Annotated in this window: 11 protein-coding genes; 5 read left to right on the forward strand and 6 right to left on the reverse strand. The window is 32.3% G+C overall.

All coding sequences use genetic code 11. The annotated features are described in order from the left end of the window. Window position 1: 1 nt before the first annotated feature. Together aceA and aceB are read right to left on the reverse strand one after the other, a co-directional pair. Window positions 2–1,288 carry an isocitrate lyase gene (gene aceA, locus HALO113_RS09400; RefSeq protein WP_159778781.1) on the reverse strand — a complete coding sequence of 429 codons (1,287 nt, stop codon included), beginning with the start codon at window positions 1,286–1,288 and terminating at the stop codon, window positions 2–4. Window positions 1,289–1,313: 25 nt separating this feature from the next. After that, window positions 1,314–2,915 carry a malate synthase A gene (aceB, locus tag HALO113_RS09405; RefSeq protein ID WP_159778782.1) on the reverse strand — a complete coding sequence of 534 codons (1,602 nt, stop codon included), beginning with the start codon at window positions 2,913–2,915 and terminating at the stop codon, window positions 1,314–1,316. 121 nt (window positions 2,916–3,036) lie between these two features. Between aceB and HALO113_RS09410 the strand changes: the two genes are divergently transcribed. Further along, on the forward strand, window positions 3,037–4,518 hold the full coding sequence (locus HALO113_RS09410) for a helix-turn-helix domain-containing protein (RefSeq protein ID WP_159778783.1): 1,482 nt from the start codon (window positions 3,037–3,039) through the stop codon (window positions 4,516–4,518). A 10-nt stretch (window positions 4,519–4,528) separates the two neighbouring features. Here the strand turns inward: HALO113_RS09410 and HALO113_RS09415 are convergent, their stop codons facing one another. Then, the gene (locus HALO113_RS09415) at window positions 4,529–5,884 is read right to left on the reverse strand and encodes a hydroxymethylglutaryl-CoA synthase family protein (RefSeq protein WP_159778784.1); all 1,356 of its coding nucleotides are present in this window, start codon (window positions 5,882–5,884) and stop codon (window positions 4,529–4,531) included. A gap of 291 nt (window positions 5,885–6,175) precedes the next feature. Here HALO113_RS09415 and HALO113_RS09420 point away from each other — a divergent pair, with 291 nt between their 5' ends. The 4 genes from HALO113_RS09420 (at window position 6,176) to HALO113_RS09435 (ending at window position 10,853) form a co-directional block, all read left to right on the forward strand. Further along, on the forward strand, window positions 6,176–7,048 hold the full coding sequence (locus HALO113_RS09420; RefSeq protein ID WP_159778785.1) for a hypothetical protein: 873 nt from the start codon (window positions 6,176–6,178) through the stop codon (window positions 7,046–7,048). 143 nt (window positions 7,049–7,191) lie between these two features. Continuing rightward, entirely contained in the window at window positions 7,192–8,061 is an 870-nt protein-coding gene (locus HALO113_RS09425) for a succinate dehydrogenase cytochrome b subunit (protein WP_159778786.1), read from the forward strand. A 17-nt stretch (window positions 8,062–8,078) separates the two neighbouring features. Continuing rightward, complete coding sequence (locus tag HALO113_RS09430) at window positions 8,079–10,088, forward strand: fumarate reductase/succinate dehydrogenase flavoprotein subunit (RefSeq protein WP_159778787.1); 2,010 nt, start codon at window positions 8,079–8,081, stop codon at window positions 10,086–10,088. Window positions 10,089–10,094: 6 nt separating this feature from the next. Beyond that, window positions 10,095–10,853, forward strand: coding sequence for a succinate dehydrogenase/fumarate reductase iron-sulfur subunit (locus tag HALO113_RS09435; RefSeq protein WP_159778788.1), 759 nt, complete (start codon window positions 10,095–10,097; stop codon window positions 10,851–10,853). 56 nt (window positions 10,854–10,909) lie between these two features. Here the strand turns inward: HALO113_RS09435 and HALO113_RS09440 are convergent, their stop codons facing one another. Genes HALO113_RS09440 through HALO113_RS09450 form a run of 3 tightly spaced genes read right to left on the reverse strand, consistent with a single transcriptional unit; the run spans window position 10,910 to window position 14,028 of the window. Next, complete coding sequence (locus HALO113_RS09440) at window positions 10,910–11,002, reverse strand: IS3 family transposase (protein ID WP_370519380.1); 93 nt, start codon at window positions 11,000–11,002, stop codon at window positions 10,910–10,912. An 18-nt stretch (window positions 11,003–11,020) separates the two neighbouring features. Further along, window positions 11,021–11,734 (reverse strand): DNA repair protein RecO, encoded by a 714-nt coding sequence (gene recO / locus HALO113_RS09445; RefSeq protein ID WP_159778789.1) that lies wholly within the window; start codon window positions 11,732–11,734, stop codon window positions 11,021–11,023. Continuing rightward, on the reverse strand, window positions 11,734–14,028 hold the full coding sequence (locus tag HALO113_RS09450) for a two-component regulator propeller domain-containing protein (protein ID WP_159778790.1): 2,295 nt from the start codon (window positions 14,026–14,028) through the stop codon (window positions 11,734–11,736). Before HALO113_RS09450 ends, recO begins: the two co-directional genes overlap by 1 nt. Between the last annotated feature and the right edge of the window lie 65 nt (window positions 14,029–14,093).

Genomic DNA, 14,093 nt, shown 5'->3' on the forward strand with positions numbered 1-14,093 from the left:
ATTAAAATTGCGCTACCTCAGTAGAGTCTTTCATTGCTGTAGTGGAAGATCTATTGTTAGTAACGGTATTTTGAACCGCGTCAAAGTAAGTTGTACCTACAAATCCTTGGTGTTTTACTGCTTTAAAACCATCTTTTTGCAGAGCAAATTCTCTTTCTTGTAATTCAGAATAACCTGCCATTCCTCTTTCTTTATACGCTTTTGATAATTCAAACATACTTGTATTCAAAGCGTGGAAGCCTGCTAAAGTGATAAATTGGAATTTATACCCCATTGCTGCTAAATCCTCTCTAAAAGTTTCCATTTCTGCAACGGTTAATTTTGCGGCCCAGTTGAAGGATGGCGAACAATTATAAGCTAACATTTTTCCTGGATATTTCGCATGAATAGCATCCGCAAATTGTTTGGCATATTTTAAATCGGGATTACTCGTTTCCATCCAAATTAAATCCGCATAAGGAGCATAACTCAAGCCTCTATCAATCCCTTGTTCAATACCAGCATTCACATAGAAGAAACCTTCACTCGTTTTTTCACCTGTAATAAATTTAGCATCCCTTGGATCAATATCACTCGTTAAAAGATTGGCTGCATCAGCATCTGTTCTTGCAACAATTAAAGCGGGAATACCCATAACATCTGTTGCCAAACGAGCCGCTACTAATTTATTAATTGCTTCTTGTGTGGGCACTAATACTTTCCCTCCTAAGTGACCGCATTTTTTAGCAGAACTCAATTGATCTTCAAAATGTACACCAGCTGCACCCGCTTCAATCATGGATTTCATCAATTCAAACGCATTTAGATTTCCACCAAAACCAGCTTCCGCATCGGCTACAATTGGTACTAAATAATCTTTTCTATCTTTTTCAGGCACTTGATTTACCACTTGTATTTGGTCGGCTCTTAACAAAGCATTATTAATTCGTTTCACAACAAGGGGCACGCTATTCGCAGGATACAAAGATTGATCGGGATACATTTCACCAGCTACATTTGCATCAGCAGCTACTTGCCACCCACTTAAATAAATCGCTTCTAAACCTGCTTCTACTTCTTGAATCGCTTGGTTACCAGTTAAAGCACCTAAACCCGCCACATAATCTTGTGCATTTAATTTTTTCCAAAGTTTCTCAGCTCCTAATTTTGAGATACTATGTTCAATTGTATAAGAACCTTGTAATTTAACTACTTCTTCAGCGGTATAAGGACGTTCAATTCCTTTCCATCTTTCATTGGTTAACCAATCTGTAACTAATTCCTGAATTCTTGTTTCTACTGTTTTCATTGTGTTTTATAAATAAAAGGTTGTGTTAAATGTATTTGTATCCTGTTAGGGTTAGAAAATCGATGAAGGTGTAATTCACGACCAAAATATCTAAGAGTTGTTCGGCCAACTTATAATGGTATTTTTCATGATTCTCATCACCTACTTGGTTTCTAATTTTTTCATATTCTTCCATGGCAATTTTATCATAATATTTCTCCGTTAAGACTTTGCCATTATCTAAGGTTACGCCATTGCGAAGCCATTGCCATAATTGTGAACGAGATATTTCTGCAGTTGCAGCATCTTCCATTAAATGGTTTAAAGCAGCAGCGCCTTGACCATTCAACCAAGAAGCCATGTATAAAACCGAAATATTGATGTTTTTACGAACGCCTGCTTCTGTAATCGTTCCTTGAGGCACTTCTAACAAATCCGATTCTGAAATAGAAAGTTCATTTCGTTTTACATGAATTTGATTTTTGGTTGGCATGTTTTCATCGAAGACTTTCATCGCAACAGGAACTAAATCTGGATGTGCAACCCAAGTACCGTCATGGCCGTTTTTTACTTCACGTTCTTTATCGGCTTTTACTTTGTCAAATGCTATTTTATTAGCAGTTTCATCATTTTTAATTGGAATTTGAGCAGCCATTCCACCTATGGCATGAATATTTCTTTTGTGACATCTTTGGATAACCAATTCAGAATAGGCTTTCATAAAAGGACTCGTCATCGTTACTTGATCACGATCTGGCACTAAGAATTTATCATTATTTCTAAACTTCTTGATATATGAAAAAATATAATCCCAACGACCACAATTTAGCCCTACTATATGATTTTTTAATTCATAAATAATTTCATCCAATTGAAAACTAGCGGTAATTGTCTCTACTAAAACGGTAGCTTTTAAAGTTCCTTTTTTAATATCTAGATATTCCTCCGTAAATTCAAAAACGGCATTCCACCATCTCGCTTCTAAATAATGCTCTAATTTGGGTAAATAGAAATATGGAGCGGTATTATTTTCTTTTAACTGTTTGTGATTATGAAAAACGTACAATCCAAAATCAACCAAAGAGCCTGAAGCTTCTTCATTATTAATTAAGATATGCTTTTCATTTAAATGAATGCCACGAGGTCTTACTAATAAAACCGCAGTATTTTCATTTAATTTATATTCTTTATTTTTTGCTTCGTCAAATAAATAAATCGTTTTTGCAACAGCATCTTTTAAGTTTTGTTGGCCATTCATAAGGTTCTCCCAAGTTGGAGAAGTACTATCTTCAAAATCTGCCATAAATGTTTTGGCACCAGAATTCAACGCATTGATTACCATTTTACGATCTACTGGACCTGTAATTTCAACTCTTCTATCTAATAAATCCTCAGGAGTTGTACCTGCAAACCAATCTTTTTCACGAATATCTTGCGTTTCTTTTGGAAAACAAGGCAACTCTCCTTCATCAAACTTTTGTTGTTGTACTTTTCTTTTTTCAAGTAATTCCAATCGTTGTTTATTGAACACTTCATGTAATTCTGTTAAAAAAAGAATCGCCTCTTCTGTTAAAATAGCAGGAAATTTTGCGGTTGCTTCTGGAGCTAATTCAAATGCTTTTGCTGTTGTTTCTAATTGATTTTCCATGACTTATTGTTTTTGTTGGCACAATATTATAAAAAAGTTTTTTACAAAACAAGCGAACGTACGCTAAAATGTAAAAAAACTATTTTTTTGTGATTTTAAATAATAGCGTATCTTTGAAATTATGAATTTAGAAAGAGATTATATCAAGCTTATTTTTGGCTTAAAATTAAAGCAGGCAAGAACTAACAAAGACTTGTCGTTATTTGGCTTAGCCAAAATAACAGGACTATCCAAGTCGTATTTAAATGAGATTGAAAAAGGAAAAAAATACCCAAAGACAGATAAGATTATTCTGTTATCTGAAAAATTAGACGTTTCCTATGACAACATGGTGTCTTTGAAATTAGACAATAATTTAGCACCTATTGGTGAAATTTTAAATTCAGGAATCTTAAAAGAAATCCCATTAGATATTTTTGGTATTGAGGAAAGTGATTTAATTGATATCATCGCTAATGCACCTGCAAAAGTAAATGCTTTTATTAGCACCATTATTGAAATTGCACAACATTACAACTTATCAAGAGAAAGTTTCTTCTTAGCTTCCTTACGCTCCTACCAAGAAGCACAAAACAACTATTTTGAAGATTTGGAACAAAAAGTTTTGGATTTTGCCAAAGCTTTTCACATAGATTTAGACGCAGAAATAGCTTTAGAGGAATTACAATCCATCTTAATTGAAGAATACAACTACAAAATTGAAGTTTTAACTTTTAAAGAACAAAATGAATTGGGTGATTTACGCTCCATATTTGTTGCTAAAAGTAAAACCTTACTTATTGCTACGGATGTAGATGATTCCCAAAAAGCATTTATTTTCGCCAAGGAAATCGCCTATAATTTTTTACAAATTGAAGAGCGATTGTACACTTTTAGTTGGATTAAGTTTGAAAATTTTGATCAGGTATTAAATAATTTCTACGCTTCTTATTTTGCAGGTTCCTTACTCTTGCCTAGAAAAAAAATGATTGAAAAATTAAATGTTTTTGTAGCCAAAGAAGATCCAAAACCACAAGAATTTGTTCAATTAATAACCGATTTCAAAGTTTCTCCAGAATCTTTTTACCAAAGGTTAACCAATTTATTACCCAAAGATTTTCAGTTAAAAAACTTATTCTTTTTACGCATGTCTCATAAAATTGGGAGCGACAATTATAAAATCAAAAAAGAATTACACATAACCAATCAACAAGAACCGCATGCGAATGAAATGAACGAACATTACTGCAGAAGATGGGTTTCTGTACGAACAATGATAGAGTCTTTGAAGCAAAATAAAACACATTTTTTTGATGCTCAAATTTCTTGTTATGAAAACAGTAAAAATGAATATTTAGTTTTTTCTTCTGCCACTCCAGATCCCTTTAAAAAAGACCATATCAGAAGTATCTCTGTGGGTATTCTCATCACACCTACACTCAAGAAAAAATTTAAATTTATTGATAATGAATTAATTACCAAACAAATCGTAGGCGTTACTTGTGAAACTTGTGCGGTTAAAGATTGTTCTGTAAGAGCAGCCGCTCCTATTCAGTTGGAACAAAAAATACGCAACGAAAACACCGATTTAATCGTGAACAAATACATAGAGAAATACAGTTAAAAAAACTGTATTACTCTATCCATTTATAATATCGCGCCCCAATTAAATTGGGGTTATCTTTTTCAATTGAATCGATGATCCATTCCTTTTTTGGAGGACAAACACTGCTTTTCAGTTCTTTTTTATGTAATTTTTCATAGGTTGTAAAATCTATTTTGTGACTTTTTTCTAAAGTTTGAAAAAGCTGTGTTTTTTCTAAAGTATTTCTCCAATCATTTTGAATAACTCCTTCAAATACTTTCGATTTTGAACCACTCCCATAGGCTAAAAAACCAAAAACGTTTCCTTCAATTGGAGTATTATTCGTATAAAAATGAGACAAAGTAGACAATAATCCCATAAAAATAGATCCTGTATACAAATTACCAATTAAAGAAGAAGCTATTTCTGCTGGCTGTAATTTTTCAGTAACAAAATTTTGATACGCTTCTGATTTTCCTATTTCTTTTAATTTGTTTTGGTAATCCAATGACTGCACATCTACTTCAATTTCCTTGGAATCCAAAGCATAAATTTCTGGTAACATTCTTCTACCTTGAAAAGAATAAGGCAAATGCATCACAATACTAGACCAAGAATTATAAATTGTTTCTTCTGAATTTTTCAGTTTTTTAAACGAAAAATAAGCCTCTCTGGTTCTATCCATATAACATTGATTCGAATATTGTCCGTCAAAAACTGGTTGGTCTTTATGAATTTCAATTTCAGTTTCTAAATTAGAAAACCAATCATCGTTAGTATCACTTCCAGTAATGGCTGATTTAGCGATACTTCGATACGGTTTAAAAAAATCAAAAACTCCTTTTGTACTTGTTGCCCAATGCTTCTCAAAAGCAATAATTCTTGGATTAGAAGCAATCAACATGGCTAAAGCGCCAGCTCCTTGTGTATATTCGCCTGTTGAATTTAAATCATATTTAGCAATATCTGAAGTAATTACTATGGCTTTTTTCTCTGGGTGTAATCGCACGAAATCCATACAGTTTTGCATCGCATCAACACCACCAATACAAGCAAAAGTAAAATCTACTGCATCACAATGAGAAAGACATCCTTGTCCAAATTTTTGCTCCATTAAAGCTAGCAAAAAAGAAGCAATCGGTTTAGAACTATCTATACTACTTTCTGTTCCCACATAAATTCTTGAAATTTCATTTAAATCAATATTGTGTTCCAAAATCAATTTCGTTAGTGCATTGGCACCAAAAACTACCGTGTCTTGATGTACATCTGGGAAAGTCATTTTTAACAATCCTAATCCTTTTTCTAATTTTGCAGCTTCAATCCCTCTAGCTTGGGCTAAATCATGTATAGGTAAATGTAATTTGGCTACATCAAAAGATATAGCATCAATTCCAACTTTCATAGTATCTTTTTTAAGAGGTTAAAATTACAATTAAGAACCTAAAAATACCTTTCCTTCAAACTAGAAAATAGCATTTTCAAAGATTTTTATGAATTTTAAAAAAATAGCTCTATTCTACTTTAAAATTCATAATTCTACAACGTTTTATATCAAAAAAAATGCAATAGTATTAATTAAGATTTTTAACACATTTAAACCAGTTTGTTAACAATAAAATACTACATTTACACGTTTTATTTGAAGTACTTATAGGCTCATTAAAACAATAATTAGCAACCCATTAGAGCAGAAATGAAGAAATACTTACCGATATTTATTTTGGCATTAGGAATAAGCTTCTTTTCCTGTTCTGACAAGGATGATAATTTAGTAAACGACGAACCTCAGTTAATAATAAAATTTGAGTTTAATCCAAACCAACAAAGACTAGATAATTTAGGCCAACCTGCAATTATTCCCTCTGGCCATGCTGCTCAGTCTCCTATTTTTAATAGCATAAGCGCTCATTATTTCGAACTAAGTCCAAATGCTTATACACAACTTGGAGACGGAACCGTTTTATATCATGCTCCAGAAACACTTACAGGCGGGAATTTAGCAATCGATTTTTCACAAGCAACTGTTGTTTCTAATGGTGAGACATTCTTATCAATTCCTTTAAAAGAAGTAAATCAAGGAAGTTATCAATATGTCAGAGTCTCTTTATCCTATCAAAATTATGATATTTCCATTTTAAATAACAATACAAATCATACTGCTACCTTAGAAAGTTTTGTTGGTTACAACACTTATATTACCACACATCAAATAGGAAATAATATTTTTAATGTAAACGCTAACCGACTTCAAGGTTATTGGGCTTTAGGACTACATAATTACCCTTATGCTACTTCAGGACAAGCCCCTCAAGGAGCAACTACCGTTCCTAATCCTATTGCAACTACTTCAGCAATTCCACAAGGATCATGCGTTGTTACAGGCAAATTCCCATCTAATTTAGTCATTACCGGAACTGAAACCAAAGACATCGTTATTACACTTTCTTTATCTACAAACAATAGTTTTGAATGGGAAGAAGTAAATATGGACGGAAAATACGAGCCAACTGCTGGTGAGAACGTAATCGATATGGGAATTAGAGGTTTGGAACCTTCCTACAAATAAAGATTTGCTAGATAACTCCTTGATTTACAAACTCAATTAAACATATTTTAAATTCATTATAAATTACCACTAAAAGGTTGTAGTTAAATTTTTTATGCTGTATTTTTGTTTGATTTTTAAAACTAGAACAATCAAATTAAATTATGGCAAAATCAGCACTTTTAAAGTCATCTATTGCTAAGAAATACTGGATGGCTCTTACAGGTTTATTTTTATGCTTGTTTTTAGCTGGTCACTTGGCTGGAAATCTTCAGCTTTTAGTACCAAATAATGCTTTAAAATTTAATCAGTATGCATTATTTATGACCACTAATCCTGCAGTAAAAATACTTTCTTATTTAACGTACATTTCTATTTTATTTCATGCAATTGATGGATTTTTATTGACGTATCAAAACGCTAAAGCGAGACCAATTGGATATGCCAAATCAAATCCTTCTGCAAATAGCAGTTTTTCATCTAGAAACATGGCGCTGTTAGGTACAATTGTTTTGGTATTCATTGTTACTCACATGGTAAATTTTTGGGCAAAAATGCATTTTGACAAAAACATGCCACTAATGACACAGTCAATAGAAGGTCAACCTGGTATGAAACAAGATTTTTATGTTGGAACACAAGCGGGACAATATTACCCAGTAGAACAAGTAGAAATTGGGACTCATACAGACGAACATAATCATGCTCCAAAGCAATTTAAATTGGTTAAAAAAACGGAATTATACCATGCTCAAGCAAATGTAAAAGTAGCAGATTTATATAAAGACTTATATAAAATTACCTTTGCTTTTTTTAGAGATGCTAAATATGGTTTATACTTTACCATTGGCTACGTTTTAGCCATGTTTGCACTTGGTTTTCACTTATGGCACGGTTTCCAAAGTGCCTTTCAATCTTTGGGATTAAACAGTCCTAAATATACTCCTACAATCAAGTTTATTGGGAAAGTTTTTGCTGTAATTGTTCCTTTATTGTTTGCAATTATCCCATTATATATTCATTTTACTAAATAATCAACATCAGATATCATATGAAGTTAGATTCTAAAATACCAGAAGGACCATTAAATCAAAAATGGACTGATTATAAAGATCACTTAAAATTAGTTGCTCCAAATAATAGACCAAAATTAGACATTATAGTTGTAGGAACTGGTTTGGCAGGTGCATCAGCTGCTGCTTCTCTAGGAGAAATGGGTTATAATGTAAAAGCATTTTGTTTTCAAGATTCGCCTCGTAGAGCGCACTCAATTGCTGCTCAAGGAGGTATTAACGCTGCGAAAAATTATCAAAATGACGGGGATAGTATTTACCGTTTATTTTATGACACTATTAAAGGTGGTGATTATAGAGCGCGTGAAGCAAACGTTCATCGTTTAGCAGAAGTTTCAGGAAATATTATCGACCAATGTGTTGCACAAGGTGTTCCATTTGCACGTGATTATGGTGGAATGTTAGACAATCGTTCGTTTGGTGGGGTACAAGTACAACGTACTTTTTACGCCGCTGGACAAACAGGGCAACAATTATTACTAGGTGCCTACTCTGCTTTATCAAGACAAATTGGTTTAGGCCGAGTAAAAATGTATAACCGTCACGAAATGCTAGATTTAGTAAAAATTGATGGTAAAGCTCGTGGAATTATTGCACGTAATTTAATTACAGGTGAAATAGAAAGACACGCTGCACACGCAGTAGTTATTGCTTCTGGTGGTTATGGAAACGTTTATTTCCTATCTACAAATGCAATGGGTAGTAATGTAAGCGCAGGTTGGAAAATTCATAAAAAGGGAGCCGCTTTTGCAAATCCTTGTTATGTACAAATTCACCCAACATGTATTCCTGTTCATGGGACAAATCAATCGAAGTTAACGTTAATGTCTGAATCATTACGTAATTCAGGTCGTATTTGGGTACCTAAGAAAAAAGAAGACGCAGAAGCTATTCGTGCTGGTAAATTAAAACCAACACAAATTGCTGAAGAAGATAGAGATTATTACTTAGAAAGAAGATACCCTGCTTTTGGTAACTTAGTTCCTCGAGACGTAGCTTCTCGTGCTGCAAAAGAGCGTTGTGATGAAGGTTTTGGAATTGAAGCAAATGACACAAACGAAGGAGTTTATTTAGATTTCTCATCAGAAATTAAAAACAAAGGTAAAGAAGTGGCTTATGCACAAGGGAATCACAATCCTTCAGAAGAAGAAATCATCACTCTAGGTAAAAAATGGATTGAAGAAAAATATGGTAACTTATTTGAAATGTATGAAAAAATTACTGATGAGAATCCATATGAAACCCCTATGAAAATTTACCCTGCAGTTCACTATACAATGGGTGGCGTTTGGGTAGATTATAACTTACAATCATCAATTCCTGGTTGTTTTGTGGCTGGAGAAGCCAACTTCTCTGACCATGGTGCAAATAGATTGGGCGCTTCAGCGTTAATGCAAGGTTTAGCGGATGGTTATTTTGTACTTCCCTATACGGTTTCCAATTATTTAGCAGATGAAATTAGAACGGGTAAAATTTCTACGGACGCTCCTGAATTTGCTGAAGCTGAAAAAAATGTAAAAGACAGCATCAACATGTTCTTAAATAATAATGGAACAAAATCGGTTGATTATTTCCATAAGAGATTAGGTCATGTTATGTGGAATAAAGTAGGTATGGCTCGTAACGAACAAGGATTGAAAGAAGCTATAGCAGAAATTGGTCAAATTAGAGACGAATTCTACAAAGAGGTATATGTACCTGGAAATGCTGATGAACTTAATCCAGAATTAGAAAAAGCACTTCGTGTTGCTGATTTCTTGGAATTAGGTCAATTAATGGCAATGGATGCCTTACAAAGAAATGAATCTTGTGGAGGACACTTTAGAGAAGAATATCAAGATGCAGAGGGTGAAACCTTACGTGATGACGAAAACTTCTCATTTGTAAGTGCTTGGGAATACAAAGGCCAAGACACTACAAAAGCAGAATTACACAAAGAAGAATTGAAGTATGAATTCATTAAAATTGCCGCTAGAAACTATAAATAAGAAATTATGAGTACAGCAAAAAACATAAATATAAACCTTAAAATTTGGCGTCAAAAAAACGCGAATGATAAAGGAGGAATTGTAGATTACAAATTAGATAACGTATCTACTGCAAGTTCGTTTTTAGAAATGCTAGACCAATTAAACGAACAATTAATTAACAACAAACAAGAACCAGTTGCTTTTGACCATGATTGTAGAGAAGGGATTTGTGGTATGTGTTCTTTATATATCAACGGTAGAGCACACGGTCCAGAAACCGGAACAACTACTTGTCAACTTCATATGAGAAAGTTCAAAGATGGTGATACAATCTACATTGAGCCTTTTAGAAGTAAAGCTTTCCCTGTTGTAAAAGATTTAGTGGTTGATAGAAGTTCGTTTGATAGAATTCAGCAAGCGGGAGGATTTGTTTCTGTAAACACATCAGGTAATACAATAGATGCGAATGCAACTCCTGTTCCTAAAGATGACGCTGACAAAGCATTTATGGCCGCTGCTTGTATTGGTTGTGGTGCTTGTGTGGCAACATGTAAAAACGGCTCTGCAATGCTTTTTGTAGGTGCAAAAGTATCTCAGTATGCTTTATTACCACAAGGTAAAGTAGAAGCTACACAACGTGTTCAAAACATGGTTAGACAAATGGACGAAGAAGGTTTTGGTAACTGTACCAACACTGGAGCTTGTGAAATCGAATGTCCAAAAGGTATTTCATTAGAAAATATTGCTCGTATGAATAGAGAATTCTTAAAAGCAAGTTTATAAAAAATAAAAGGGAAATAAATTAAACCACACCTAAAAAGGGTCAGGCAAATTTAGAACTACTTTTGATAATAATGAGCTCGATATTTTATCGGGCTCATTTTCTTTAAATTTGATTTAATTCTTTCGTTATAATAATAATAGATTAATATACTATTACATTTTGTACATTAATCAAATATTTGCGACAAAATTTCTAAGGATTTAATCTTTCCAATATTTTCTATATTAAAACTATAATAATCAATCATAATTTTTAAAAGTTGCCTTCTTTGCAAAGAAGTAAAAACCATTTCAGTAGAATTAAATTTTAATTCCATTAGCTTTTTTAAAAGTCTTGTATTTTCAACAGATAAACCGTTTAGTGATTGTTTTTCAGAAAAAACACCTTCATCAATATTAAAAAATATTTTATTATCTAAATTTTCTTGAGGAAAAAAACCTAAATATTTAGTAAGTTGTAATAATAAGATCAAATGAAAATTAAAGACTTTATCGTGATTATCAAACCATTGTAAAGCGCTTTCCAAATAACGAAATAGTTCTTCATTTTTACCTTCTTCCTTTATAACATGATGCAACACTTCGGATAAAAAAAGTACAATTGTTGTTTTAACAATATCAAAATGCAGACTATGGTAAGGATATGCGACTTTTACTTCTTTTATTTTCTGTAAGTGTTTTTTATTATTATGGTAACCTTCAATTTCAAGTTGAGTTAAAGGCTGAAAAAAAACGCTCTTTTGTTTATTATTTCTACCTGTAAAAGCATTATGTATAAAATAAGATTGAACACCTTCAGATTCCGTTAAACATCTTACTATTAAACTTTTTTCATTATATTTAACTGAGGAAATAACAATTGCTTTTGTTTTAACTAACATTATCGAATTATCATTATCTTTTTAACTGTGGAATCTAAGCCGTCCTGTGAAGCAACAAAGACCATATACACACCAGATGATACTTTATAACTACCAAAAGCTTGTGTATCCCACTCAATTGTACCCCCTTCAGAAGTAGTTTCAAAAACAAGATTCCCTTCAATATCAGTAATCTTAACATTCGCTTTATCGGTTAAACCTGCAATTTTAACTGTCCCAAAAAAATCAGGTCTTACTGGATTAGGATAAACATACACATTTGTTAAATCGTTACTAGCTTTAGTTGAAGTCCCTAAGAAGGATACCAATCCTTTATCTGTCGCAAAAAAGACCTCACCTGTTACCTCATCAATTTCAATATCATTCACATTATCGCTTGGCAAAGGAGAATTATTTTTAGTAAACCTATAAATTGTTTGTTGTCCATTAGAAGATACTAAAAAGACTCCAGCATTAGCGATTGAAACCCATTTCCTATTGGAACCATCCACTTCTATATCTAAAATAGTTTGTTGATAAAATAGTTCTTGAGCCAAATCTCCTTCTTGAATAATAATAGAAGTGGTTGATAACTCCGTTTCAGACACAAAACGATCCACACTTGACAATATTCTTAATCCTTTAGCTGTTCCAATCCATAATTGATTTCTATTATCTATAGCAACACAATTTACTACTCTATCAGGTAAATTCCCATTTTCAGAATTAATAACTATAAATTTATTATTCAATTGATCATTAAAAGCAATGATTCCTTCGTTAAAAGCTGGAATCCATTTGGTGTTGTTTTTATCAATTGCCATTGGACCGTATCTTCCCGTTAAAAAGGAAGAAGTAACTCCGTTTAAACTATAAGATTGCCATTGCCCATTTGTTCTTAAAACTTTAATTGCTCTTTCAACAAAAGCATTGGTAATCCATAAATTATTATTTTTATCAAAAGCTGGGCTATTAATTCTAATATCTATATAGGAAGGATCAGGCGGGTCTGGTGGAGGAATTACTAATGTTTCTAAACCATTTGGTCCTGTGTTAGTATTATTTAAAAGTGATATATCTTCGCCATCAATTTTTATTAATCCAGAAAAATAGGAGCTTAAATAAACTTGATTCGAATTATTAGGATTTACAACTAAATCACAAATTGATTTTGCACCCAATAATTGATCATAAGGTATAGTTTCCCAACCCGTATCATTTGAAAAATGACTAATTGGTAAATCATCTAAAGGATACGGATTATAATCTCTTGTATAATCTCCATAAACAGACCATAATAAATTAGGTGCTTTTTTTACTCTAAAAATGCTATTTCTATAAGGTCCATCAGGTGAAATATTCTCAAACACAAGTGGATTATTTAACACAGTTACAAATACACCATTTTTTTCTGTTCCAATAAAAACCTTACCATCCATAACTGTTGCGGCAGTAAAAAGAACATTATAATTTGGAATATTTGTTATATGTGTGATAATACTATATTGACTATTTAGTACAAAAATATTATTTTGAGTGGTGACTATTAATTCGTCATTCGTAATCTTTATTTTTTTTCCAAATTGATTATGATTCAAAATCTGCTGAAAAGTACCATTAAATCTATAAGTAATATTATTCGAATTCATTGCTACTATTTCGTTATTGAACGTAACAATACCTAACCAATAACCTGCATCAAAAGTTTGCCATTGGTTATAGTCATATAGAAAAGGGTTTGTCAAAAGTCCTTTTCTAATTCCTGATTGTCTAGTTACGGCATAAATTTCATTGTTCAAAACTGTTGTTTGTAAAACTTCTACCTCTTCTCCAGATGTACCTATAAAGTATGTTGATACAAATTCAGTAGTTAATAAATCTAATACTGAAATCCCATAATCTGTTGCTATATATAACTTGCCATTATATTCGTACAAATCATTAATTTTCTTTTTATTAGGTGCTACTGGTACTTCTTCAATAATATCAACTTTAGTAGTTACAGTACCATCCTCGTTAACAATTAATAACAAACCATCATTATTTCCAGCAATACTTTTTTTATAATCTTCAGAGTAATGTATAGCCGTTATAGTAGTAGGTTTAAAACCATTTATTGAGTTCGAAATATTCACATCTTGTTGGCCAATGCTTTTAGAGAAAAGACAATTTTCTGTAGCTGCAAAAACCTTTTGTGATGAAGACTCAAGATCAACTATTTCATTATAAGAAAAATATCCTTTCCATAAAAGGTTGTCTTGAGCAGAAATAATTTGACCAATAAATATAAAGAAAAGAAAAAATCTTAATTTCATTATCATAGTTTTTACAAATATACTATAAACGCTGAAAATATATTTTAGGTATATATATAAATAAA

The organism is Flavobacterium sp. 9AF (genome assembly GCF_902506265.1).
Taxonomy (GTDB): Bacteria; Bacteroidota; Bacteroidia; order Flavobacteriales; family Flavobacteriaceae; genus Flavobacterium.